23 protein-coding genes are annotated in these 24,403 nt (G+C 39.7%); 3 read left to right on the top strand and 20 right to left on the bottom strand.

The window, feature by feature from the left end:
• Positions 1 to 112: 112 nt before the first annotated feature.
• Together E7274_RS06800 and E7274_RS06795 are read left to right on the top strand one after the other, a co-directional pair.
• Positions 113 to 595 carry a GNAT family N-acetyltransferase gene (locus E7274_RS06800; protein WP_304174742.1) on the top strand — a complete coding sequence of 161 codons (483 nt, stop codon included), beginning with the start codon at positions 113 to 115 and terminating at the stop codon, positions 593 to 595.
• The gene (locus tag E7274_RS06795; RefSeq protein WP_304174740.1) at positions 592 to 1,170 is read left to right on the top strand and encodes a GDSL-type esterase/lipase family protein; all 579 of its coding nucleotides are present in this window, start codon (positions 592 to 594) and stop codon (positions 1,168 to 1,170) included. Before E7274_RS06800 ends, E7274_RS06795 begins: the two co-directional genes overlap by 4 nt.
• 1,138 nt (positions 1,171 to 2,308) lie before the next feature.
• Here E7274_RS06795 and E7274_RS06790 read toward each other — a convergent pair.
• From E7274_RS06790 to E7274_RS06695, 20 genes are all read right to left on the bottom strand, one after another.
• The gene (locus tag E7274_RS06790) at positions 2,309 to 3,547 is read right to left on the bottom strand and encodes an AGE family epimerase/isomerase (RefSeq protein ID WP_304174738.1); all 1,239 of its coding nucleotides are present in this window, start codon (positions 3,545 to 3,547) and stop codon (positions 2,309 to 2,311) included.
• 23 nt (positions 3,548 to 3,570) lie between these two features.
• Entirely contained in the window at positions 3,571 to 4,374 is an 804-nt protein-coding gene (locus E7274_RS06785; protein WP_304174736.1) for an HAD family hydrolase, read from the bottom strand.
• Between the two features lie 4 nt (positions 4,375 to 4,378).
• Entirely contained in the window at positions 4,379 to 5,359 is a 981-nt protein-coding gene (locus tag E7274_RS06780; RefSeq protein WP_044935785.1) for a carbohydrate kinase family protein, read from the bottom strand.
• A 128-nt stretch (positions 5,360 to 5,487) separates the two neighbouring features.
• Positions 5,488 to 6,633 carry a substrate-binding domain-containing protein gene (locus tag E7274_RS06775; protein ID WP_044935784.1) on the bottom strand — a complete coding sequence of 382 codons (1,146 nt, stop codon included), beginning with the start codon at positions 6,631 to 6,633 and terminating at the stop codon, positions 5,488 to 5,490.
• A gap of 84 nt (positions 6,634 to 6,717) precedes the next feature.
• On the bottom strand, positions 6,718 to 7,938 hold the full coding sequence (locus E7274_RS06770; protein WP_044935780.1) for a sugar ABC transporter permease: 1,221 nt from the start codon (positions 7,936 to 7,938) through the stop codon (positions 6,718 to 6,720).
• A gap of 32 nt (positions 7,939 to 7,970) precedes the next feature.
• The gene (gene mmsA, locus E7274_RS06765) at positions 7,971 to 9,506 is read right to left on the bottom strand and encodes a multiple monosaccharide ABC transporter ATP-binding protein (RefSeq protein WP_044935777.1); all 1,536 of its coding nucleotides are present in this window, start codon (positions 9,504 to 9,506) and stop codon (positions 7,971 to 7,973) included.
• A gap of 27 nt (positions 9,507 to 9,533) precedes the next feature.
• Positions 9,534 to 10,751, bottom strand: coding sequence for an ROK family transcriptional regulator (locus E7274_RS06760; RefSeq protein ID WP_304174734.1), 1,218 nt, complete (start codon positions 10,749 to 10,751; stop codon positions 9,534 to 9,536).
• A gap of 378 nt (positions 10,752 to 11,129) precedes the next feature.
• On the bottom strand, positions 11,130 to 11,594 hold the full coding sequence (locus tag E7274_RS06755) for a MarR family winged helix-turn-helix transcriptional regulator (protein ID WP_033151672.1): 465 nt from the start codon (positions 11,592 to 11,594) through the stop codon (positions 11,130 to 11,132).
• A 53-nt stretch (positions 11,595 to 11,647) separates the two neighbouring features.
• Positions 11,648 to 12,076 (bottom strand): 3-hydroxyacyl-ACP dehydratase FabZ, encoded by a 429-nt coding sequence (fabZ, locus tag E7274_RS06750; protein ID WP_033151673.1) that lies wholly within the window; start codon positions 12,074 to 12,076, stop codon positions 11,648 to 11,650.
• The gene (gene fabF, locus E7274_RS06745) at positions 12,076 to 13,308 is read right to left on the bottom strand and encodes a beta-ketoacyl-ACP synthase II (protein ID WP_304174732.1); all 1,233 of its coding nucleotides are present in this window, start codon (positions 13,306 to 13,308) and stop codon (positions 12,076 to 12,078) included. Before fabF ends, fabZ begins: the two co-directional genes overlap by 1 nt.
• A gap of 3 nt (positions 13,309 to 13,311) precedes the next feature.
• Positions 13,312 to 14,037: a 3-oxoacyl-[acyl-carrier-protein] reductase gene (fabG, locus tag E7274_RS06740; RefSeq protein ID WP_304174730.1), complete on the bottom strand. Its 726-nt coding sequence runs from the start codon at positions 14,035 to 14,037 to the stop codon at positions 13,312 to 13,314.
• Positions 14,034 to 14,987 (bottom strand): ACP S-malonyltransferase, encoded by a 954-nt coding sequence (gene fabD / locus E7274_RS06735; protein WP_304174728.1) that lies wholly within the window; start codon positions 14,985 to 14,987, stop codon positions 14,034 to 14,036. The genes fabG and fabD overlap by 4 nt, the downstream gene beginning before the upstream one ends.
• A gap of 147 nt (positions 14,988 to 15,134) precedes the next feature.
• The gene (locus E7274_RS06730) at positions 15,135 to 16,070 is read right to left on the bottom strand and encodes a nitronate monooxygenase (protein WP_044935756.1); all 936 of its coding nucleotides are present in this window, start codon (positions 16,068 to 16,070) and stop codon (positions 15,135 to 15,137) included.
• 2 nt (positions 16,071 to 16,072) lie between these two features.
• Complete coding sequence (locus E7274_RS06725) at positions 16,073 to 17,002, bottom strand: beta-ketoacyl-ACP synthase III (RefSeq protein ID WP_304174726.1); 930 nt, start codon at positions 17,000 to 17,002, stop codon at positions 16,073 to 16,075.
• A complete protein-coding gene (gene accA / locus E7274_RS06720) occupies positions 17,003 to 17,854 on the bottom strand; it encodes an acetyl-CoA carboxylase carboxyl transferase subunit alpha (RefSeq protein WP_304174724.1) in 852 nt (283 codons plus the stop codon).
• Between the two features lie 11 nt (positions 17,855 to 17,865).
• Positions 17,866 to 18,636: an acetyl-CoA carboxylase carboxyltransferase subunit beta gene (locus tag E7274_RS06715; RefSeq protein ID WP_304174722.1), complete on the bottom strand. Its 771-nt coding sequence runs from the start codon at positions 18,634 to 18,636 to the stop codon at positions 17,866 to 17,868.
• Positions 18,633 to 20,024 (bottom strand): acetyl-CoA carboxylase biotin carboxylase subunit, encoded by a 1,392-nt coding sequence (gene accC, locus E7274_RS06710; RefSeq protein WP_304174720.1) that lies wholly within the window; start codon positions 20,022 to 20,024, stop codon positions 18,633 to 18,635. The genes E7274_RS06715 and accC overlap by 4 nt, the downstream gene beginning before the upstream one ends.
• A gap of 2 nt (positions 20,025 to 20,026) precedes the next feature.
• A complete protein-coding gene (gene accB, locus E7274_RS06705; RefSeq protein WP_304174718.1) occupies positions 20,027 to 20,473 on the bottom strand; it encodes an acetyl-CoA carboxylase biotin carboxyl carrier protein in 447 nt (148 codons plus the stop codon).
• A gap of 2 nt (positions 20,474 to 20,475) precedes the next feature.
• On the bottom strand, positions 20,476 to 20,700 hold the full coding sequence (locus tag E7274_RS06700; protein WP_330371737.1) for an acyl carrier protein: 225 nt from the start codon (positions 20,698 to 20,700) through the stop codon (positions 20,476 to 20,478).
• 182 nt (positions 20,701 to 20,882) lie between these two features.
• Entirely contained in the window at positions 20,883 to 22,574 is a 1,692-nt protein-coding gene (locus E7274_RS06695; RefSeq protein ID WP_304174716.1) for a methyl-accepting chemotaxis protein, read from the bottom strand.
• 149 nt (positions 22,575 to 22,723) lie between these two features.
• Here E7274_RS06695 and E7274_RS06690 point away from each other — a divergent pair, with 149 nt between their 5' ends.
• Positions 22,724 to 24,397, top strand: a complete 1,674-nt coding sequence (locus E7274_RS06690; RefSeq protein ID WP_304174714.1) for a GGDEF domain-containing protein — start codon at positions 22,724 to 22,726, stop codon at positions 24,395 to 24,397.
• The last annotated feature ends 6 nt before the right edge of the window (positions 24,398 to 24,403 follow it).

The following is a 24,403-nucleotide window of genomic DNA, read 5'->3' as shown; positions in this document are numbered from 1 at the left end:
AGTCTTGAAAACTTTGAAAATAATGGCTATTCTCAATCTATCCAATACAATTCTTATGGAGTTATGAAATGACAATCAAAAGAATTAGATGGTGTATTGAAAGGATTTAAAAATGATAATTAGAACTGCAACTATAGATGATTTAGCAGATATTTCTGCAGTTGAAGCCAAATGCTTCCCACCTGCAGAAGCAGCTACTATAAATGAATTTAAAGAAAGACTCGAGCATTATGCCAATCACTTCTGGCTTATGTTTGATGGAGATAAACTTATAGCTTTTGTAGATGGCTTTTGCACTGATGAGCCTGACCTTACCGATGAAATGTATGCTAAAGCTGATATGCATAGTGAAGAAGGTGCATGGCAAATGATTTTTGGCGTAAATACTCTACCAGAATATAGAAAACAAGGCTTCGCTGGAGAGCTTATTAAACAAGCCATTTCAGATGCTAAATTCCAGGGTCGAAAAGGCCTCGTCCTAACTTGCAAAGATAAGCTTATTCATTACTATTCAAAATTTGGCTTTGTAAATGAAGGCATAAGTGAATCAGTTCACGGTAATGTTACCTGGTATCAAATGAGGTTAACTCTATGAAAAAACTAATTCTATTTGGAGATTCAAATACATATGGCTACGATCCAAGAGGGTTCTTGGGTGGTAGATATCCTACAGAAGTTCGCTGGACTACTCATATAAAAGAAGCCCTAAAAGATAACTATGAAGTCATTGAGGAAGGAATGAATGGCCGAATGTTGCCAGAGTTAGGCTACGGCTATTTCACAACAACCATTCAAAATCTAACCAAAGATGATGTCTTTGTTATGATGCTTGGCACCAATGATATTCTACTTACAAATCATCCCGATGTTGAAGCTACACTTCAAAGACTTGATGGCATTCTTGATTATGTGAATCAAAACAGCCTTGCTAGATTTATCCTGATTGCCCCACCATATATAAGCGCATCAGATTCTGAAATGGAACTATACCATGACTGCAGTTTACGACTTAATGCAGGCTATATGAAACTAGCACAGGAGCATAACATAAATGCTATCGATGCTGGAAAATGGAATATAGAGATGGGTTACGACGGAGTTCATTTTTCAATTGATGGGCATAAAAAGTTTGCCGAATCTCTATTGGAATTTTTATCTGGAATATTGTAATGTTGACTTTATCGGATTTTATAGCTGTTACTAGTTTATGTATTACTTGCTTCAGTCTTGGCTATTCCGTAGGTCGAAATAGCAAGACAAAAAAATAGAACCGCCCAAGCTACCAACTTTGCGGTTCTAAGTAACCATATAAGTTAGGGCGTCCGTCTATCGGTGGCGCCTTTTCTTATTTCTATTATATAGACAATACTATTAATTGTAAATATATATTGAACTTTTCTAATGCCTTGGCGGCATTTCTTATGGGTTTGAATAGACCACAATTTCACAACTGTAACATCCCTTTTTCACAGATATTTCGCCACTTTGGCATGACTCAAAGGCTATTAGCGTGGCAAATATTAACATCTTAATCGTTATATTATTCCCTACCACTGAATTTTCCTAATAAAATGATAAACCACAAGGCGAAATCATTTTTAATGAAATACTAGAAACTAATGCCGGTGCAGTTGTGCCATTACACTGCGGTTCTCCTACTACCTATATTTATTTTGATTATTCGGATAGTAAGATTTTCTGCAATTACTACTGCCTAGATTCATTATCTGTTTCTAGATAGTAAGATTTCTCCTGTTTCTTACTACCCATAATCAATTTCTACTTATAGACAGTAAAAATCTGCTCTATCACTACTATCTAGATTTATTTCTTTCTCCCAGATAGTAAAATTTCCAACCAACACTACTGCCTAGTTTCATTTTTAACCCACAGGCAGTAGTGTTTCCCACATTCACTACTGCCTAATTTTATTTTTTGCCCTCAGGCAGTAGTAATTCTAGCAATCACTACTGCCTAGTTTCATTTTCTGCTCTCAGGCAGTAGTAGTCCTCACAATCTCTACTGCCTAGATTCATTTTTAGCTCTCAGGCAGTAGTAGTCCTCACAATCTCTACTGCCTAGATTCATTTTTAGCTCTCAGGCAGTAGTAATCCCTGCAATCTCTACTGCCTAGTTTCATTTTCAGCTCTCAGGCAGTAGTAGTCCCACAAAAAACTACTGCCTAAATTCATTTTCTGAATCTAGGCAGTAGTCAGCCAATTCAAATATCCCCAATCTTAGCCATGACCCACAGCCATAGCCCATATCCATCGCCCATAGCCGCAGCCACAACCTCAACCCGCAGCCTCTAACTATTCCCTCTAGCTACAGCACTGGCAATGGACACGCCAACCAAATCATTGTATGGAATCATTGTGGCTTGCAAAGCGTGGTAGATGTCGGACTTGCCAGGCCAGACTGTTCCGATTACATTGTTGTGCTCATCGAGCTGATGGAACCAAGAGCCTGTGGCCTTGTCGTATACCTTTTCATCCAAATATTCCATGAAAGCAGCGTAATCTTCTTTGTATTTTTCATTTCCTGTGACGCGGTATAAAACTGCAGATGTATTTATTGCTTCTGCAAGAGTCCAGTGCATTCTATCATGAACTACAGGCTTTCCGTCCCAATCGGTGGTGTAGCAGATGCCTGGTTCGCCGTCTGCATTCCATCCATCCTCCACAGCTCTGTTATATAGCTTCTCCGCAATTACGATATAGTCCTTAGCATTTTCATTATCGTATTTACCGTATGTAGAAACTGCCCATTGCGTGATAAGCCTAGCCCATTCAATTCCGTGGCCTGGTGTGGCACCATATGGTTTGAACTGGTCATCTGGTTTGTCTTTATTACACTGCAAATCAGGCTTCCAATCGCTTGTAAAATGCTCTGGAATTCTCCAGTTGTTTTCCCTTGCCCAATTCACAACATGATTGATAATCCTGCCTGCGCGAACGCGATAGTTTTCATTTTTCAATGCATCAGCTGCTGCAAGAAATGCTTCTACTGTGTGCATGTTTGCATTGATACCCCTGTAATCATCGCAGACTGTAAACTCTGTATTCCAGGTATCTGCAGATAATCCCAATTCCTCATTCCAAAAGAATTTGTCATACACAGCCAATGCATCCTCTAGAAGTTCCTTTGCTCCCGGTCGCTTTGCCAAAAGTGCACTGCTTGCTGCAAGTATCACAAAACCGTGGGCATAGCACTGCTTGTTTGGAAGCACCTCTCCATCTACAGTCAGTCCTGCATACCAGCCACCGTGTTCATCGTCATGCAATTCACCAGCCAATCCCTTTAACGCCGCATCTGCAAGGGCTTCACTTCCCTCGTGGCCAAGCATAGCCCCCAAACTATATACATGGCACATTCTACTTGTAATCCAGGTTTCTCTTGGACGGTCCTTCCAAGGAGTTCCATCATCTCCTAAATAATAAGAGCCTCCGCCAGGAGAAGGAAATCTGTGTCCAAATGACAACAGACTATTCCTCATCTCTCTGACAAAGGCTTTGTTTTCAGCTGAATCAAGTTCGTATCGTTCCATGCAAAATCCCCCTTTCTAGTCGATTAATCAACTAGTCCTATTTGCTTCAAACCATGATATATCCCATCAGCATCATTGCTAAAAGTAACATTTCCGATTCGTTCTTTTAGCTCCTGTGGTGCATTCTCCATCAAGAAAGGTTTCCCCACCGTTTCAAGCATTTCAAGGTCATTATAATGATCTCCGAATGCCACCGTTTCCTTAATATCAATATCCCATTTCTTGCAGAGAAATTCAATACTTTCTCCCTTAGAAATGTTTTTATTCATAATTTCAATAAGAATATCTGACGAACGAACTATTGATAGGCATGGAAATTCTTTTTTTAGTCTATTTTCAATTTCTATAGTGTGAGCGGGGTTGCACATGCATAGTATTTTTCCTATTTCTGCACCTTCAGACAAGCTATCCACATTGCCTTCTGATGCCTGTGCCTCAACTATAGATTCTTCCCTTGCCACCCTTTCGTCAGCACGGTCTTTGACGATCCAATTGTCCATAGAATAGATATTCCATGTACAGTCAAGATTCTCTTTTTCTATGAAGTTAATAAGCTTTTTTGCTGTGCCCTTTGTGAATCCATTTGAGTATAATACCTGGCCATTGTAATCAATGATTAGCCCTCCACTAAAACAAACCATAGGACACACAAACTTGTATCTTTTAAATATTGGATAAATACCAGAAGGTCCCCTAGCAGTAACAATTACAAATGGCAGATTTTTTTCCTGTAAAGCTTTTATGGACCTTAAGGTACTATCCAATAATCTATGTTCTTTATTAAGCAATGTTCCATCCACATCACAGAACACAATTTTATAAGTCATTATCTCACCTTGATTTAGCCAATTCATTAACCTTATCTAATGATGGCATTACCCTAAGTGCGCCTTTAACTCTTGTAATCAGAGATGCTGCAGCGTTTGCAACTGTAAGCATTTCCTTTAATTTATTTTCATCTAATTCGTATATACCATACTCCAATAAATAGTGAATTATACATCCGCAGAATGTATCACCTGCACCAGTTGTTTCGATTGTTTCTGGTGATAAGAATGAATCCACCTCTACGATTATTTCATCCTTGCCCTCTGGCTGATAGTATGCACGGCTTCCTTCCTTGCCCAAAGAAACAGTTATAAGCGGGATATTGAACTGCTCTCTGATTTTGTGCACACCTGCTGTATAATCCTGTTCTCCAGTAAGCCACTGGATTTCATTATCTGATATTTTAAGATAATCAGCGTATTTCATGCCACATAAAATCTGCTCTTTTGCCTCATCCAAGCTGTTCCAAAGGGGTTCTCTTAGGTTTGGATCAAATGTGATGATAGCACCATTTTTCTTAGCCTCTTCAAGAGCAAAAATTGTAGCCTCTCTTGGCAATTCATGAGTCATAGAAAGTGTTCCAAAATGGAAAACCTTTGTATTTTTGATTAGCTCTGTGTCTACCTCATCCTTTCTGAGCATCATATCTGCTCCTGGATTTCTGTAGAATGAGAAATCTCTATCTCCATCTGGGAAAGTCTCTACAAAAGCAAGTGTAGTACGAACATCCTTATCCATTAAAAGATTCTCTGTACCAATGCCAACTTCCTCAAGTGTAGCTTTCAGCTTTCTACCAAAAATGTCATCTCCTACCTTACCAATAAAATTAACTTCGTGGCCAAATCTTTTAAGCATAGCAAGTACATTACATGGTGCTCCTCCTGGATTTGCCTCAAACAAGTCATTATTATTTTCTGATACTCCGTTGTTAGTCATATCTATAAGGAGTTCTCCCAATGCCACAACGTCAATTTTCTTTTCCACAACACTACCTCCTAAAATATCATTTAATAAGGGCAGTGGATTGTCACTGCCCTATAAGTGTTTAAAATACAATCTCTGAGTTAATTATACTTTAAACATATTATCAAAAAAAGAATATGAAGAAGAAATTACTTTAATAACTCTAAACGTGAAGGATCATTTGCAAATACTTCCTTCTCGTTGTCCTTTGTAACTACTACTGGTGGAAGCTCATATACTGGAACTTCGATTACACCGTTGTCTGCTGTTACTTCTGTAGCAGGCATACCGTTACCAGCCTGAAGTGAATCGATGATTTCGATTGTCTTAGCAACAAGGTCTTCTGTTGGCTTAGCAACTGTAGAGTACTGACGTCCCTGCCATACCCACTCAACTGACTCATTCTCAGCATCAAGACCAGATACTACTGGGATATCCTGACCAGCGTTCTCACATGATGTGATACATGCTCTTGCAATACCATCGTTAGGGCAAAGAACACCATCGATTTCCTTGTCTGAATAGAATCCTGAAAGAAGTGAATCCATTCTTGACTGTGCCTTAGCATTGTCCCAATCAACTGTTGCACACTGTGTAAAGTCTGTCTGACCAGATACAACTACAAGTGTTCCATCATCAATCTTTGGCTGAAGTACTGACATAGCACCCTTGAAGAAGTTTGGTGCGTTAGGATCAGCAGGACCACCACCGAAAAGCTCGATGTTGTAAGGAGCCTCACCCTTCTGCTCCTCAAGACCCTGTAAAAGAGCCTGAGCCTGAAGCTCACCAGTCTTTACAGAACCGAACTGAACTACACCATCAACACCTGTTGTGTTCTCAAGAAGACGATCGTATCCGATTACGTATACGCCAGCTTCCTTAGCCTGCTCAAGTACTGAACCAAGCTGAGAACCATCTACAGGACCTACAACGATAACCTTTGCACCATTTTCAATCATAGACTCAATCTGCTGTTGCTGCTGAGTAACCTTATTGTCTGCAGCCTGTACAAGTGGAGTGTAACCTGCTTCTTCAAGCTGTGTTGTAAACATTTCCTCAGCTTCTTTCCAGTTCTGAGTTCCAAGCCATGGAAGTGAGATACCAATTGTTGCTCCCTCTTCGAAACCAGGCATATCTGTTGCAGCTGTATCAGCTGAAGCCTCTTCTGTTGTTGCCTCTGTTTCTGTTGTTGCTGCTTCTTCTGTAGTTCCCTCTCTACTTCCCCCACAGCCTGCGAATGTTGCAACTGTCATAGTTGCCACCATTGCCATTGACAATAATGTTCTTTTTTTCATTTTCCATCCTCCTTAAATAATCACATATTGTGCACTTAATATGTAAGGCCCAGCAGTTTATTACTGCAGGCAAGCCTTCTTAAATTAGTTGGCAGCTTTTTTATTTCCCCCAAATACTCTGCCAATGATTGAGCTCTTGCCGCTCTTCTTGTTGTAAACATCAAATGCTACAGCAGCTAAAAGAACGAAGCCCTTGATAACCTGTGTCTTGTCGGCACCAACACCCATAAGCATAAGACCGTTGTTAAGAACTGCCATTACAAGACCACCGACGATTGTTGCAAGAATTGTACCAACACCACCTGATACTGCAGCACCACCGATGAATACTGATGCGATTGCATCCATTTCCCATGATGTTCCATCAGCAGGACCAGCTGCTGTTGAACGACCTACAAAAAGAATACCTGCGATTGATGCTAAAAGTGACATGTTTACCATTGTAAGGAAATATGTCTTTTTAACATTTACACCTGAAAGGGCAGCTGCTGCCTTGTTACCACCTACCGCATATACGTGACGACCAAACTTTGTACGCTGTGTAATGATGTGATAAACGATTGTAAGTAATAATAAGATAAGTCCTGGAACAGGGAATGATGTACCAACACGTCCTGAACCAAATAACCATGTAAAGTAACCAATGAGTAATGTCATAAGAGCAATTCTTACGATTACAGCCCAAAGTGGATCCTTTGTGCCATTGCCATCACCTGAGTGCTTATACTTTCTAAGCTGAGCTACTACGTAGCAAACAATTCCAATAATTCCAAGTAAAAGTGTTGAGTTGTTCATGCCTGTAAATGCAGGTCCCCATTCAGGTAAGTATCCAGCACCAAACCACTTTAACTGCTCTGGAGCAGGAACTGAAATTGAGTGAGAAATCCAAATAACACCACCACGGAAAATCATCATGCCACCAAGTGTTGTGATGAATCCTGGAATACCAAGCTGTGCAAGGAAGAAACCGTGCCATGCACCGGCTAAAATTCCTATCGCAATTGCGATAAGAACCGCTGCCCACCAAGGAACGTTATAGTTCTTTGCAACAAGTGCCATAACCATTCCTGCGAAACCAGCTACAGAACCGACTGACAAATCAATCTGACCAATAACGATAACCATCAACATACCGAGAGCTAAAATAAGTACGTATGCATTACCTGAAATCAAGTTCTGGAAGTTTGAAGAAGTAAGCATTCTTCCACCAGAAATAATGTTGAAAATAATAATCAAAGCAGCTAACGCAACAACCATTGTGTATTGGCGCAAATCCTGGCCTAATACCTGTTTTAAGTATTTCATAATTTATTCCATCCTTTCATAATTCCCATATACTAGTTTGAAGTAATTGTCATCCTCTTCATTAAGCCTTCCTGGTTAGCTTCAGCACTCTCAAGTTCGCCTGTGATAGTTCCCTCGAAGATTGTGTAAATTCTATCTGCCATTCCAAGAAGCTCTGGCAATTCAGATGACACCAGGATTACTGCCTTACCATCATCTGCAAGCTGATGAATCAATTTGTAAATTTCATATTTAGCACCTACATCAATACCTCTTGTAGGTTCATCAAGGATCAAAATATCTGGTTCTGTAAACATCCACTTTGATAAAACAACCTTTTGCTGATTACCACCTGAAAGTGTTGTTACTCCAGCATCTACATTTGATGTCTTGATTTTAAGAGAATTACGATACTCTTCTGCTGCTTTCTTTTCATCATTTATATCAAGAAGACCATGCTTTGTGATTTTGTCCAAATCAGCTGCAACAACTGTCTTTCTGATTGAATCCAAAAGATTTAAACCTAAATTCTTTCTATCCTCTGGAACATAAGCAAGTCCATTCTTTATTGCTGATTCAACGGATGTGAGCTTTACCTCACGACCTTTGATTTTGATTGAACCGCCTCTGTATATTCCATAATTTCTACCGAATAGTGAGCGCATAAGCTCTGTTCTACCGGCACCCATAAGTCCTGCGAATCCAACGATTTCACCGGCTCTTACATTGAAGCTTGCATTCTTGCAAACCATTCTGCCTTCAACATCTGGATCCTCAACACACCAATCCTTTACTTCGAAGATAACTTCTCCAATATTTGGTTCGTGCTCTGGATATCTATTCTCAATCGAACGACCAACCATGGCTTTGATGATTTTATCTTCATCAACCTTACCTGCTTCAACGTCGTAGCTTTCTACGGTGTGACCATCTCGAATAACTGTAACAGCATCTGATACTGCAGCGATTTCGTTCAACTTGTGAGAAATCATGATACATGTGATGCCCTTATTCTTAAGGTCAATCATAAGGTTTAGTAAGTTTTCTGAATCAGCCTCATTCAATGCTGATGTTGGCTCATCCAAAATTAGAAGCTTTACATTCTTTGAAAGTGCTTTTGCAATTTCAACAAGCTGCTGCTGACCAACACCTAAGTGTTTGATTAGCACATCTGGATTAATTGAAAGACCTACTTTTTTAAGAATCTCATAGGTTCTTCTTTTTTCTTCTGCCCAATCAATCATGCCCTTCTTTATGATTTCATTTCCCATAAAGATGTTTTCTGTAATGGACAATTCTGGAATCATTGTCAGCTCCTGGTGAATAATTGCTATTCCAGCGCTTTCTGATTCCTTGATGTTTTTGAATTTCATCACTTGGCCCATGTAAACGATGTCGCCATCATATGTGCCATAAGGATAAACCCCCGATAAAACCTTCATCAGTGTAGATTTTCCAGCACCATTCTCACCGCAGATTGCATGAATTGTGCCTTCTTTCACTGAGAGGTTTACATCATCAAGTGCTTTTACACCTGGAAATTCTTTTGTAATCCCTTGCATTTGAAGGATAAAAGAATTGCTTTCCATATATCAAATACCTCCCTATTTTGATGCCTAATTTGAAGCCAAATACTCGCTTGGTTTTCTCAGAACCCTGTCAGTAGCAATTGCTGCCGCACCATAAAGAGTAGGATCAACTTTTAATCTAGAAATCTCTATTCTCACTTTGCTACTTACTTCTGGAATTGTTCTTTCCTCTACAATCTTTTTGATTGTTGGTAAAAGGAATTCATCCCCTTGCGATACGCTATCCCCAATAACTATAATTTCTGGATCGTATGCATTTATCAAAGTTACGCATCCGTATCCAATGTATGTTGCAATTTCTTGTAAAACCCTAATAGCCTTTTCATTGCCCTTTCTAGCTGCTTCAACGATTCTTGCAACAGCCTCTGATCTGTTCTCATATTTTTCTTTAAACAGCTCTGGCAATTCCTTTTCAGCTTTTTTCAAAAGTGCCATTGTAGAACAATAAAGCTCTAAGCATCCTTTATTACCACACTCACAAGTACTTCCATTAAAGTCGATGCTGATATGACCAACCTCGCTGGCAATCCCCCGATATCCAAGCAAAAGTCTGTCGTGATCAACTATTCCTGATCCAACACCTTCACCAACCAAGAAATAAGTCAGTGAGCTAAGTGGTCTTCCATGATCACCAAACCACCACTCTGCCAGTGCTCCAGCATTAGCATCCTGTTCAATAAACACAGGCTTATCAAATTCATTTTTGAACTCATCAATGAAATTGATATTGTGCCAGCTTGGCATTCTTGTGACCATTGCAATACGTCCTTCTTTTCTAAGATAAGGACCTGGAAGTGCAAGACCAATGGCTACTACATTTTCATATTCATCAAGAAGCTTTCTTATCTGGTCTTTCATAGCTGTCAGAACTTTACCTGTATTTTCATCCAAGCTGAACTCTGTTTCGCTTTGCGTATAAAGCTTTCCGGATATATCGAAAACTCCGATAGCAAATACATGTCTGGAGAACTTAACACCAATTACCAGATTCTTTTCGGCATTTAATCGAAGGCCAATGGAACGCCTATTTCCATTTCCCTTCACAATACCAACCTCTGATACGATACCCATATCTATCAGATAGGCTACAAGCTTTGTGATAGATGCCTGTGTAAGGCCCATCATCTTTGCAATCTCTGCTCTGGTACAAACCTCTCGTTGCTGAAGGATTCGTACAATTGCAGAACGATTCATTTCTGTTAAATCGCTTGTATTATTGCCTGCAACTTCTTTGACTTTTTTCATTTACATTACCTCGCAATTGCTTTCAAGTGTTAATCACTTAACACTGTTAACACATTAACGCTGTTTCATAATTAGGTCAATAGATTTAGAGCCCATTTATTTATTTTTGTGAAACTTAATTAAAATAAATTATTCAATTTCAGCAAATACGTCAAAAGCCCATATTTACGGGCTTTTTAACAAAATAATCAGTAACTTAATCACAAAAATACAGATTTATGCACTGCTTATTAATTAAAAAATGATTACTTTTGATAATTCGCAATCAAAGTTAATCAAACGATTCTACATATCATACAAAACACAGGTCAGGCAACTGTGCACATTTTTTTGCACAAAAAAAGCCCTTGGCTTTCGCCAAGGACCTGTTATTTTATATTATTCTTCTTCACTTCTACGATACTTTGGAATATCTACTTCCTTCATAAGGAAATCTGACATATCGTTAAGTATATCATTTAATGTTTCAATACGTTCTTCTGTGAAACGCTCTTCTGCTCTTTCAGCTACTGTCTTAACATAGCCTTCTGAGAGATTTAAATACTCAAGGTATTTGTCTGTAACATGAAGATGGAACTCTCTTCTATCCTTTTCAGACTGAACCTTTTCAATGTACCCCTTATCAATTAAGCAAGCAATCTTATATGCAGCATTTGGTGAAGAAATACCAATAAATTCTGCGAACTCTTTTACAGTTGGATTTCTAAGTACATAGATAATCTCTACGCAAAAAAGCTCTACGATTGTAAGTGATGTTTCTCTGGAATGAAGCTTTTTGAACATCTCCTGGTAAAAGTGAACTTTAAACTTGGTGTAAACCTCTGTAAGTGCTTCTTCTAACATTTCTAGCTCCTATCTTTCTTTAATCTAAAACTTCTAGAAATATCATACTCAATTTAATCGCCTAACGCAAAGGAAATTTCTGCTTTAGCGGCAATTTTTTCATTCACATAAGCCACGGCTTCCCCAAATCCCACAGGACCTTTTCTTGATGTTAGCTTACATTCCAATTGTAAAACATCACCTGGTTCAACCTGTTGCTTAAACCTTGCATTCTTGATTCCACCGAAAAATGCAAGCTTCCCCTTGTTTTCCTCTTCTGTTAAAAGCGCAACTGCGCCTACCTGTGCCAATGCTTCTATTATAAGAACTCCTGGCATAACTGGATGTCCTGGAAAATGCCCCATGAAATGCATCTCATTTGCAGATACGCATTTGATTCCCTTAGCATATACCCCGGGTTCGCATTCTGTGATTTTGTCCACCATCAAAAATGGATATCTATGTGGTAATATTTCCTGAATTTCTGAACAGCTAAGTTCCATTAAAACCTCCTAAATACAATTGATGCATTGTGCCCACCAAAACCTAGAGCATTTGATAATGCTACATTTATATCTGCTTTTCTTCCAATATTTGGCACATAATCCAAATCACAAGCTTCATCCTTTTCAAGATAATTGATTGTCGCTGGAACAAAACCATCCTTTAAAGCCAATGCTGTGATAATTCCTTCTACAGCACCTGCTGCACCAAGCAAATGTCCTGTCATAGATTTTGTTGAGCTTACCATAAGCTTATATGCATGCTCCCCAAAAGCCTTTTTAATAGCAAGGGTTTCTCCCGCATCATTTAAGCTTGTGCTTGTTCCATGAGCATTGATATAATCCACATCAGTCATTTCAATTCCAGCATCAGCAACTGCAAGAGCCATACATTTTGCTCCGCCCTCACCTTCTGGATTTGGTGCGGTGATGTGATATGCATCACAGTTTGAGCCGTAGCCAATTACCTCAGCATAGATTTTTGCACCACGTGCTTTTGCATGTTCTAATTCTTCAAGCACAAGTATGCCGGCGCCTTCGCCCATAACAAATCCGTGGCGTTCCTTATCAAATGGAATAGACGCACGGTTAGGATTTTCGCTTGTACAGAGGGCCTTCATAGACTGGAAGCCACCAATGGCAAGCGGCATAACAACCCCTTCCGCGCCTCCGCACAGCATAGCATCCTCATATCCATCACGAATTCTGTGGAATGCGTCACCAATAGCATTATTGGAGCTGGCACATGCAGTAACTACCGATGTGCACATTCCCTTAAGTCCATACATTATGGCTATCTGTCCAGCCGCCATATTGCTGATAGACATAGGAATGAAATAAGGGGAGATTCTACTGTAGCCTTTTTCCTCACCCTTTGAGTGCTCTGTAGCTATTGTGGAAAGACCGCCAATACCTGATGAAACGATGCATCCAAATCTGTCCATGTTTTCATTTTCAACATCAATTCCAGCATCAGCAAATGCTTCCTTTGCCGCAGCGCAAGCATACTGTGTGTAAACATCCATACGCTTAGATTCCTTAGGACCTAAAATCTCTGCTGCATCAAAATTCTTAACCTCGCCGGCAAGCTTAACTTTTAATTCTGATGTATCAAAATGTGTAATAGGGCCAACACCGCATTTCCCCTCTTTTACGGCCTTCCATGTATCTTCTACTGAATTGCCAAGGGGGTTTACTGTACCCATTCCAGTAATTACTACTCTACGCTTCATGTTTTACATTCCTCCAGTTACTTCTATTACCTGTCCTGTAATATAAGATGCTTTGTCTGATGCCAGAAAATCTACAACATCTGCTACATCCTCTGGTGTTCCAAATCTTGCCAAAGGAATTTGCTTCAAATAAGCTTCCTTTACATTGTCTGGCAACTGATCTGTCATAGCCGTCTGAATAAATCCTGGAGCTACCGCATTTACGGTAACACCCTTAGAACCATACTCTCTTGCTACCGACTTCGTAAATCCGATAACGCCTGCTTTACTTGCGCTGTAATTTGCCTGTCCAGCATTTCCCTGGACACCTACAATAGAAGTGATGTTGATGATGCGGCCATTTCTAGCTTTCATCATGTCCTTTATAGCAGCCTTTGTGCATAGGAAAGTTCCCTTAAGATTAGTATCAAGAACTGCATCATAATCTGCCTCGCTCATTCTTAGAAGCAGACCATCTCTTGTAATTCCTGCATTGTTTACAAGGATTTCCACTGGTCCCATCAATTCTTTTATTTGATTAAACATTTCTGTCACATCATCAGCATTACTCACATCTGCCTTGACATACATAGCCTGAACGCCATGCTTTTTGCAGGCTTCAATAGTTTCCTGTGCTGCGTTCTCATTTCCTGAATAGCAAATTGCAACATTAATACCAGATTTTGCCAAATGCTCAGCAATAACTCTGCCTATTCCCCTGCTACCACCTGTAACTAGTGCTACACTCATGCTCCAAGCTCCTTTACAATGTTTTCAAAATCCTCTACTGAATCGATTGAATATACTTTTGCATTATCAACAGTCTTAGTTATAAACTTACTTATTGCTTTTCCTGGTCCGATTTCCACAAAAGTATCCACACCGGCTTCCGCCATATATCTAATTGAATCTTCCAAATAAACAGATGACTGCACCTGCTTTTCTAGAAGATTAGCAACCTCTTCATTCTGATTTTTTTCTCTTCCAAGACAGTTGAAAACTACCTTTGTTTTCTCTTCCTTAAAATCTACTGTTTTAAATTCCTGAGCAAGCTTATCTCCTGCTGGCTTCATAAGCTTTGTATGGAATGGTCCACTTACCTTTAATGGAAGAATTCGCTTTGCCCCTGCTTCCTTAAGAAATGCACTAGCCATATCAACAGCACTTGAATGGCCGGATATAACAATCTGACCTGGGCAATTAAAGTTTGCCGCCTGAACTACACGTTCACCTTCTGTTACTTTACATGCTTTTTCACAGCATTCTAAAACAGTCTCTCTATCCATTCCAAGGACAGCAGCCATTTTGACATTCAATCCCTGGGAAGCCTCTGTCATGTACTTGCCCCTTTTTGCAATCAGCTCCATGATTGTTGCTTCATCTACAACACCAGCCTCGTATAAAGCCGAATATTCTCCAAGGCTAAGGCCGCATGTATAATCAGCATTGATACCTACTTCCTTAAGAAGCTTAGTTACTCCAATTGCAAAGGCAACCATGGCAGGCTGAGTATAAGCTGTCTGTGAAAGCTGCTCAATTGGCCCATTAAATGAAACCTCTGCCACATTCATATCAGTTACTTTACTCACAACCTCTGTTGCATTATCAATTGTCTCTTTAAAACTATCGTATTTGCCATAAAAATCCTGGCCCATCCCTACTCTTTGAGAACCTTGACCTGCATAAACAAAACCTAACATACTCTAATACCCCTAACCCGGTTGTTACGGTTACAAGCCTACTGATTTCTCCGTTCGGCAACACGCCTCACTTGAGAAATAGTAGAGCTTGTTTCCTACAACCTCATATAAAAATTTATAGTTTGTATAATATTTTACTTTTTGTTTCTAAAGCTCAATGGAAGCAGCATTTTTTAAAGATTCTACCGCGCCTCTGTTGAGTTCCTCCAAAATTTCCGCTACGGGACGGACCTCTTTGAGTTGGCCGCAAACCTGGCCAGCCATTACCGAGCCACGCAGCATATCTCCATCAACTACAGCTCTGCGAAGACCACCAAGTGTAATCTGCTCCAGGCGCTCTCTATCTGCGCCCTCTGCCTCCAGCTTTAAATACTCTCTTGCCATTTCGTTTTTGATGATACGAACTGGTGCGCCCTGTGAACGTCCAGTTACTGTTGTGGCATTATCCTTTGCCTTAATAAGAGCCTGCTTGTAGTTGTCATGGATTGGACATTCCTCTGAAACAAGAAGACATGTACCAATCTGTACACCACATGCACCAAGCAACATAGCCGCTGCCATCTGCTCTCCTGATGCAATTCCACCTGCTGCAATTACTGGAACGTCCACTGCTGCAACTACCTGTGGAAGCAAAGTCATTGTTGTCATGTCACCTACATGACCACCTGACTCTCCACCTTCCGCAATAATTGCATCTGCGCCTGCTCTTACCATGATTTTTGCCAAAGCAACTGAAGCCACTACAGGAAATACCTTTGCTCCCATTGCTTTCCAACCAGCCATATACTTACCAGGATTTCCTGCGCCTGTTGTAATGAACTGTACCTTTTCCTCGATAAGCATCTGGGCGATGTTATCCACGTCTGGATTCATCAACATCAGATTTACACCAAATGGCTTATCCGTTTTGCTTTTGCAAATTCTTATTTGTTCTCTCAAGGCTTCGGCATTCATACCGCCACTGGCTACCAAGCCTAGTCCGCCTGCATTTGAAACTGCAGCGGCGAACTCACCAGTAGCAATATTCGCCATGCCGCCTTGAATAATCGAATACTTTGTACCTGTTAAATCTCTAAGTTTCATATTTACCACTGCAGTACCACGGCGCCCCATGTTCGGCCAGCACCGAAAGCGCACATCAGTACCTTGTCTCCTTTTTTAATCTTTCCGCCTTTGACAGCTTCATCCAAGGCTAAGCCAACGCTTGCCGCAGATGTGTTGCCGTATTTTTCTATGTTTACTACGAATTTGTCCATTGGCTGATTAACTTTTTTTGCTATGGACTCTATGATTCTAAGATTTGCCTGATGCAATACAAAGTAATCAATTTCATCGTAGGTTAAATTCGCTTTATTAACTGCCTGCTCAATCACCTTTGGAACTGTTGCCACTGCAAATTTGTATGTACCCTGACCATCCATGTGAATGTAACCATCTGGAGATTTGATGTTAATCATTTCCTCATCACCATCCACGCCAATAACTGATGTATATAGCGAATCAGCCGGCTCAACAACAACTGCTGCTGCCCCATCTCCGAATAATACACAGGTGCTTCTGTCTGTCATGTCCATTTTTTTAGAAAGGACTTCGGCTCCAATCAAAAGACCATACTTGGCATTTCTAGCCATCATAAGTGCTCTGATTGTCTCCATTCCAAAAACAAACCCTGAACATCCAGCTCCAATATCGATAGCGATAATGTCATTTGACAGCCCAAGTCTTCCCTGAATTAAACATGCAGCTGAAGGAGAAAAATAATCAGCTGACACAGTGCAAACAACAACTACGCCAATCTCATCTTTATTAATTCCTGCGTTTTCGATAGCTTCCTTAGCAGCCATTTCTGCAAGATATGTATGATTCTCATCACCAGTGACATGATGTCTTACTCTCATGCCAGTTCTTTGCTTTATCCACTCATCACTTGTTTCAACGATTTTTGCCAAATCATCATTACTAACAAGCTTCTTTGGAGCATAGGCTCCTGTTCCTAAAATCCTTATTCCAGTCATTTACACATTTTCCATTCTTTCTGAAGTTGTTTCCTCCAAATATTCCTTGTCGAAATATCTGAACTTTTCATATCTGTGAGTAATCAACTGTTCTGCGCTTTTATTCTCAAGTTCCTTCAATGCTGAAGAAATTTGTTTATCGATTCTTCCATATAATCTGCTGTATTTATCAACATTGTCTGTTTCTGACACAAGCTCGAAACCAGTGCCACGTTCAGAAATGATTCCATCTATAACACCAAATTCCAAAAGATCTTTTGCGGTAAGCTTCATCACTTCTGCTGCCTCATCTCTTTTTGCACTATCATGCCAAAGGATGGATGCAAAACCTTCTGGTGAAAGAACAGAATAAATCGCATTTTCCAACATATAAACCTTGTTTGCCACTGCTATTCCCAGGGCTCCACCACTGCTTCCCTCACCTGTAACTATGGTAATGATAGGAACCTTTATATCACTCATTTGGGCCAGGTTGTTTGCAATAGCCTGAGCTTGTCCATACATTTCTGCTTCAAGCCCCGGATATGCACCTGGGGTATCCACAAATGTAATAATTGGTCTTCCGAACTTTTCTGCCTGCTTCATCAATCGAAGTGCTTTTCTGTAGCCCTCAGGCCCTGGCATTCCAAAATTACATGTCATATTTTCCTCTGCTGTGCGGCCCTTGCGATGGCCAAGCACAGTCACAGGCTTGCCGTGAAACATTGCTATTCCACCATATATACTGGCATCTTCCTTACCTAAAAAATCTCCCTTTTGCTCAAAAAAATCCGTAAACAGATTATCTATATAATCTGTAATCTTTGGTCTGTCTTTATCTCGTGCGTTTAAAACTCTATCAATAGCCTTCATCTGATTCCTCCTTAACTGTGAAGCTTCAGCAGCTTTCCAAGAGTGTTTTTCATATTCTCCCGCTTAACTATCTGATCCACAAATCCGTGCTCTTCCAAGAATTCCGCTCTCTGGAATCCTTCAGGTAGCTTCTGACCAATTGTCTGTTCAATAACTCTTGGCCCTGCAAACCCAATAAGAGCACCTGGTTCAGCTAAAGTAATATCTCCTAAAGTAGCAAAGCTTGCGCTGACGCCACCTGTAGTTGGATGAGTGAGAACTGTAATATATAATCCACCAGCTTCCTTGAACTTTTGGATTACAGCGCTGGTTTTCGCCATTTGCATGAGGCTAAGAATTCCTTCCTGCATTCTGGCGCCACCGCTTGCTGTGAATATTATCAGTGGTAGTTTATTTTTCATTGCATATTCAGCAGATCTACAAACTATTTCTCCAAGCTCCATTCCCATGGATGCCATCATAAATTTCTTGTTCATAATGGCAATCACAGTCTTGTACCCATCTATCTGACATGTGCCTGCGATGATTGCATCATGAAGATTTATCTCTGTTCGCAGTGCCTCTTTCTTTTCAACATATCCCTCAAATTCAAGAGGATTTGTTTCAGGAAAGCTGAACTTGAACTCTTCAAAGGTGCCCTCATCCGCAATGTCATTAAGTCTGTCCCACACATCATATTCCTTTACAGGTTTGATGGCTGGCTCCAACATTTCTGTTGGGTTTTCACGCAAATCTTTGTATCTATTGAATTTGTTTTTTCTTTGATCTACAGCACTTATCATTCATTATCCTCTGGATATTCTGATGCAGCTTTGTCCCAGGATAGGATTTCATCCAAATGCTCCTCGATAAAGCTAACATTGTAATTTCCCTTTATAAAATCAGGATGATGCAACAACAGGTAATCAAAATCTCCATTTGTTTTGATTCCATCTGTAACAAGCTCTAAAAGAGCTCTTCGCATACGTCTGATTGTTTCAAGTCGCGTAGGTGCATGAACAATTATCTTTGCCATCATGGAATCATAAAATGGACTGGTTTCATATCCGTTGTACAAAAGTGTGTCCACTCTGACTCCAGGTCCTCCAGGCACATTTAAAAAAGTAATTTTGCCTGTGTTAGCCATAAAATTCTTTGCCGGATCTTCTGCATTTATTCTGCACTCCATGGCGTGGCCTTTGATGTTTACATCCTTCTGCCTGATTTTTAATGGCTCATGAAAAGCTATCCTAATCTGTTGTTTGATAAGGTCAATTCCGGTAACGGCTTCGGTAACGCCATGTTCCACTTGAATTCTTGTGTTCATCTCGATGAAATAGTAATGATTCTTTTCATCCAAGACGAATTCTACAGTACCAGCATTTGTGTAGTTGGCTGCTTTTGCTGCAGTAACTGCCGCCTTTCCCATAGACTTTCGTAAGTCTTCGTTTATATACATACATGGACTTTCTTCAATCAGCTTCTGATTCTTTCGCTGAATTGAACAGTCGCGCTCCCCTAGATGAATCACATTACCGTGCTCATCCGCTAAAATTTGGAATTCAATGTGTCTAGGATTGACAATCAGCTTTTCCAGATACATTTCATCATCATTGAAGCAAGCCATTGTTTCTGCCTTTGCTTCATCGAAAAGCTTTTTCAAATCCTCTGGTTTATAGACACGGCGCATTCCACGTCCACCGCCACCTGCACTGGCCTTAATCAAAACAGGATAGCCAATCTTTTTAGCTATTTTTTCTAGTTTGCTGTAGTCCGCAACTGGACCATCAGATCCTGGAACTACAGGAACTCCTGCTTTCATCATCATTTTTCGTGCTGCTGCCTTATTTCCCAAGGCATCCATTGCATCAGCTGTTGGGCCAATAAATGTGATTCCAGCCTCGTTGCATTTTCTTACGAATGTAGAATTCTCTGAAAGGAATCCGAAGCCCGGGTGTAAAGCATCACACTCCATAACCTGAGCAGCAGTGATAATAGCATCCATATTCAAGTAACTATCTGCTGCTCGGGCTGGACCAATACAAATACTCTTAGTAGCAAGCTTTACATGAAGCGAATCTTTATCAGCAGTTGAATAAACTGCAACTGACTCAATATTCATTTCCATGCAGGCCCTAATTATTCGAACTGCAATCTCACCACGATTAGCAATCAAAATACGCTTAAACATAACTAATCTCCTATTAAGAAGAGTGGCTGTTCAAACTCCACCACATCCTGATTCTTTACAAAGATTTTTTTGATTACTCCGTCCTTTGGTGCAGTGATTTCACTCATCATTTTCATGGCTTCGATCAAGCAGAGAACCTGTCCTTTTTTGACTGCATCCCCTACCTGTACATAAGCATCCTCTTCTGGTGAAGGAGCTGCATAAAAAACTCCTACCAAAGGTGCCAATACTTGTTCACCATCTAATTGGGATTCTGGGCTGTTATCCACATTGCTATTATTCTGTGTAGGTGGTAATTGTTCACCTACCTGTGTGGCATTCTCCACAACAACCTTCTGCTCAGAATACTTTTTTAACTTTATTTTTGTATTGTCTATTTCTACTGACAGATAAGAACTTTTACTTTCATCAAAAGCCTTCAAAAGTTCTTTTACATCTTTTAATTCCATGATTATTTATGTGCCTCTAAGTAATTTACGATATCTGCAACTGTCTTAATTTCAGCCATTGCATCCTCATCAATTGTGATACCCGTTTTTTCTTCAACTGCAAGGGAAAGCTCTACTGCATCAAGGGAGTCAGCACCAAGATCATCAAAAAGATTTGCCTCCATTGTAACTTTCTCTGCTGCACAGCTAAGTGTATCAATAATTACTTCCTTTACTGTTTCGAACATAATATTCTCCTTTTCTTTTATCTCGATTTAATTAGTTAAAATATTTTATCTTAACCACCACCTATAATAACTAAAAAAATTTAGAAGTCAACAAGATTCTATAAAATCTTTTAGATAATTTTTCTCAAAAAAATAAGGACGCCCTGTTTTTACAAGGCGTCCTTGATAATTTAAATTTCTATTTATTTTTTAAGTTCAAAGCGTTCAACTAATCCCTTTAATGAATCAGCGTGTTCATTCATTTCGTAGCTAAGTGCAAGTGATTCTTCAGATGTAGCAGCATTGTTCTGGCCAACTGATGAAATCTCACTAATATTTGCAGACATTTCCTTTACAGAAGCAGCCTGTGAATTTGATGCCTCTGCAATTGTCTTCACCTTATCTGCAATTCCCTGAACCTGAGAAACCATACCATTTAATTTCTCAGCTGTATCATTGGCAATAGCAATACCTTCCTGGACACTCTGAAGTGATGCATTAATAAGGCCTGCAGTATTTTGAGCAGCTTCTACAGTCTGACCTGCAAGCTGAGAAACCTCTGTAGCAACTACTGCAAATCCCTTACCAGCCTCACCTGCTCTTGCAGCCTCAATAGAAGCATTAAGAGAAAGAAGGTTTGTCTGATCGGCGATAGCATTGATTGTATCGATAATCTTTGAAATCTCCTGAGAAGATGCTGAAATTGCATCCATAGCATTAACAACATCCTGCATTCTCTGGTTTCCTTCAACGATATTCTGTGCAACCACTTCAACTTCCTTGGAAATCTGTGTTGCATCTGTTGAATTGCTTGAAATCTGATCTGTAATATTGTTAACAGTAACAGACAAATCTTCTACGATATTTGCCTGAGATGTAACTGTATCTGCAAGGTTCTGTCCAGCTCCCGCTATCTGATTTGCTCCATCAGATACCATATCAGATACTTCCATAATCTCTGTCATAGAATCTGAAATCTGCTGTGAGAAGGATTCAATTGCTGTCTGAATTGCTCTGAAATCACCATCGAAATTCTTTTCAAAGCTAATATTGAAATTGCCGTTTGCCATTGTAGACATCTTGTTTCCGATTTCATCAATATAGAATGACAAAGAATCTACAGCTGTTCTCAATTCATTAACAACCTTGCCAATTTCATTATCAGCTTCATAATCAATTTCTACATGTACATTACCTTCTGCGATTTCCTCAGTAGCCTTCGCAAGTACAGCCAAATCATTTTCAATTGTTTTAATAAGCGTATCAGCCTTCTTCTTACTGATTGAACTTACAACTATAAGTCCTCCTACAAGAACAACTACCCCAGCAACAATGATAAAGAGAATAGCTTTATACTTTCCTGCTGCTGCATTTTCTGCAAGTTCTCCTGTTTCATCAAGTGAATCAGCAAGAGTTTCTGAAACTTCATTCAATGTGGAATTATAATATTCCAATGCACCAGCAGTATCGCCTGCTTCCACCAAATCAAGCATCTCATATGATGCATCTTCAAACGCTTGCCAGTTAGTTGTAAGACGATTTCCCAGCTCTTCGTTATTTAAATTTGCAGATATTGTAGAGAAATAACCTTCAATCTTTGGAAATCTTCCTTCCAAATCTTCCTTCTGCGCTGCAGTAACTTCTGAATCGTTAGAAGCAAGTGCAAAAAGAAGTCTCTTGTTAATTGTCTGGACATCTTTTCTAATTTCCATCTGGTATGTCTCTGTTACAAACTGGACATTATAGAAGCTATAGATATTTGCAAATACCAAGCCAAAGAATATCAGCATAATAACAGTTACAAGTAAGAACATTTGGATTGTAAATCCAGAAAAAATACCGAGTTGCCCAGCAATTGTTGTCTTGTCTCTTTTTGATCCTTTTTTAGCCTCCATCTTTTACCTCCGCTTTGAACTGTAGAATATTACACAGTTACCATTTAACGCTATTATAAAATAAAGATTTTGCATTATGGGATTTTTCACAACATGTTCATTAAAAGTTCTATATTTGTTGATATAATGCTCCACAAGGAGCGGAAATTATGGATTTATCATTTATTAGAAGACTAGTAGCATTTATTTATACTTTAATACTCCTATTATTCATAGGCTTCGGTTTTTGCTATTCTAACGAGGTTAAATATGAATATCGTGAGAATACTGTCTATTTCAGTAATTACTGGAAGGTAAATGGTAGAGTGATTACATTCCCTTACGAAAATCATGAAGAATTCACCATGACCAATACACTTCCTACAGTTTATGGGGATCAGATGCTGGTTCTGCGAGTTTATTATGACTCTTTCGAAGTAGCTATAGATGGAGAAGTCATACTGGAGTCCAGAGATAATCTCCTTTTCGGCCACAAGACGAATATTGGCCAGAAGGAAATTTGGATACCACTGGAGTATTCATATACCGGATGCGATATATCTGTAACTATTGATTTACAGGATTCACTCTACGGCTCCCAGCTAACAGAAGGTTTTATCACCACTCGCTCTTCATATGGCATCCGTCAAATGCAGCAAAACATTCCTTCAATAATCTTGTTCGTTGTATTTTCGGTAACAGGTGTTTTAGAAATGATAGTTGCCGGATACTATATAGTTAAACGTACTGCTCTGATTAGAAAGCTTACATTTGAAGCATTATTCTACGCCGGTGCTTTTTCCATAATATCTGCCCAATGGATTATTAATGAAACCCGAATTCCATTTGTAATTTGGGGCCATATGACGGGATTTTCAATATTAAACATAATAGCCTTTATTCTTATGCCGATGATGTTCTTTGAATTATCCCGAGCATTATTCATGCGAATCGGCAAAGTGGATAACATGATAGATGGCATCATCGCCCTTGCTATCGTGATAAGCTGTTTTCTCGCCACCATCGGAACAATTGAATGGGGTACTGTTGTATATGTAGCTCACGCCATCGATTTGCTTGTAATGGGCATGGTAGGCTACTACTCATACACTACAGTAAAAGATGAGCAGAAAGCCCACGTTAGTGCCGGTATCGCCATTGCTAATTTTATCTTTCTTTTGTTTGCCGGTATCGCCCTGGTTCAATATATAAATCACATCGATTACAACTACTTACTTGTTGTTATCATTGATTTAATGATTTTCATTATGGTTCAGGTAGGCTTGATTTACCGTCGAATTGGACTGAATGTACGTGAAGAAAAAGAATTTGCCCAGGCAAAAGTTTACGCATACACCGATGAAATGACAAAGCTAGGCAATCGTCGCCATTTCTATGCTATAGTTGATGATTATGAACAGCACAAGCTACCTAAAGATTTAACCTATTTGGCATTAGATGTAAACCGACTAAAATACACAAACGATACCTTAGGGCACGATGCCGGTGACGAATTGTTAATAGGTACAGCTGAATGTTTGCGCCGCGCCTTCAACACCTCTTCCACATGTACTATTGCCCGTATGGGCGGCGATGAGTTTGCTGTTCTTTTAGTTGCAAACGAGACAGAATTAAACAGAAGACTTTTCAATTTAAAGCATTATCTTTCACATTGGAGAGGAAAGTATATCGACGGAATTTCGATTTCTTTGGGATATGCCTCTGTACGAGAAGATTCTTATGCAACTGTAGATACACTTGCAAAGCTTTCTGATGAAAGAATGTACGAAGATAAAAAGAAATATTATGAGGAAACCGGTTTTGACCGCCGGTCCCCTCAATAACTGATA

The organism is Pseudobutyrivibrio ruminis, assembly GCF_015057245.1.
GTDB classification, from domain to species: domain Bacteria; phylum Bacillota; class Clostridia; order Lachnospirales; family Lachnospiraceae; genus Pseudobutyrivibrio; species Pseudobutyrivibrio ruminis_E.
The sequence above is the reverse complement of the archived record's forward strand: the minus strand, read 5'-3'. Positions and strand labels throughout refer to the sequence as shown.

Coding starts and splice junctions, on each gene's coding strand:
- fabG (WP_304174730.1), bottom strand. CDS start 14,037: ATGAGTGTAGCACTAGTTACAGGTGGTAGCAGGGGAATAGGCAGAGTT.
- fabF (WP_304174732.1), bottom strand. CDS start 13,308: ATGAAGCGTAGAGTAGTAATTACTGGAATGGGTACAGTAAACCCCCTT.
- E7274_RS06800 (WP_304174742.1), top strand. CDS start 113: ATGATAATTAGAACTGCAACTATAGATGATTTAGCAGATATTTCTGCA.
- E7274_RS06725 (WP_304174726.1), bottom strand. CDS start 17,002: ATGACTGGAATAAGGATTTTAGGAACAGGAGCCTATGCTCCAAAGAAG.
- E7274_RS06760 (WP_304174734.1), bottom strand. CDS start 10,751: ATGAAAAAAGTCAAAGAAGTTGCAGGCAATAATACAAGCGATTTAACA.
- E7274_RS06795 (WP_304174740.1), top strand. CDS start 592: ATGAAAAAACTAATTCTATTTGGAGATTCAAATACATATGGCTACGAT.
- accA (WP_304174724.1), bottom strand. CDS start 17,854: ATGAAGGCTATTGATAGAGTTTTAAACGCACGAGATAAAGACAGACCA.
- E7274_RS06785 (WP_304174736.1), bottom strand. CDS start 4,374: ATGACTTATAAAATTGTGTTCTGTGATGTGGATGGAACATTGCTTAAT.
- E7274_RS06770 (WP_044935780.1), bottom strand. CDS start 7,938: ATGAAATACTTAAAACAGGTATTAGGCCAGGATTTGCGCCAATACACA.
- fabZ (WP_033151673.1), bottom strand. CDS start 12,076: ATGGAACTTAGCTGTTCAGAAATTCAGGAAATATTACCACATAGATAT.
- E7274_RS06790 (WP_304174738.1), bottom strand. CDS start 3,547: ATGGAACGATACGAACTTGATTCAGCTGAAAACAAAGCCTTTGTCAGA.
- fabD (WP_304174728.1), bottom strand. CDS start 14,987: ATGTTAGGTTTTGTTTATGCAGGTCAAGGTTCTCAAAGAGTAGGGATG.
- E7274_RS06755 (WP_033151672.1), bottom strand. CDS start 11,594: ATGTTAGAAGAAGCACTTACAGAGGTTTACACCAAGTTTAAAGTTCAC.
- accB (WP_304174718.1), bottom strand. CDS start 20,473: ATGGAATTAAAAGATGTAAAAGAACTTTTGAAGGCTTTTGATGAAAGT.
- E7274_RS06700 (WP_330371737.1), bottom strand. CDS start 20,700: ATGTTCGAAACAGTAAAGGAAGTAATTATTGATACACTTAGCTGTGCA.
- E7274_RS06715 (WP_304174722.1), bottom strand. CDS start 18,636: ATGATAAGTGCTGTAGATCAAAGAAAAAACAAATTCAATAGATACAAA.
- accC (WP_304174720.1), bottom strand. CDS start 20,024: ATGTTTAAGCGTATTTTGATTGCTAATCGTGGTGAGATTGCAGTTCGA.
- E7274_RS06775 (WP_044935784.1), bottom strand. CDS start 6,633: ATGAAAAAAAGAACATTATTGTCAATGGCAATGGTGGCAACTATGACA.
- mmsA (WP_044935777.1), bottom strand. CDS start 9,506: ATGGAAAGCAATTCTTTTATCCTTCAAATGCAAGGGATTACAAAAGAA.
- E7274_RS06690 (WP_304174714.1), top strand. CDS start 22,724: ATGGATTTATCATTTATTAGAAGACTAGTAGCATTTATTTATACTTTA.
- E7274_RS06730 (WP_044935756.1), bottom strand. CDS start 16,070: ATGAAACTTAGAGATTTAACAGGTACAAAGTATTCGATTATTCAAGGC.
- E7274_RS06695 (WP_304174716.1), bottom strand. CDS start 22,574: ATGGAGGCTAAAAAAGGATCAAAAAGAGACAAGACAACAATTGCTGGG.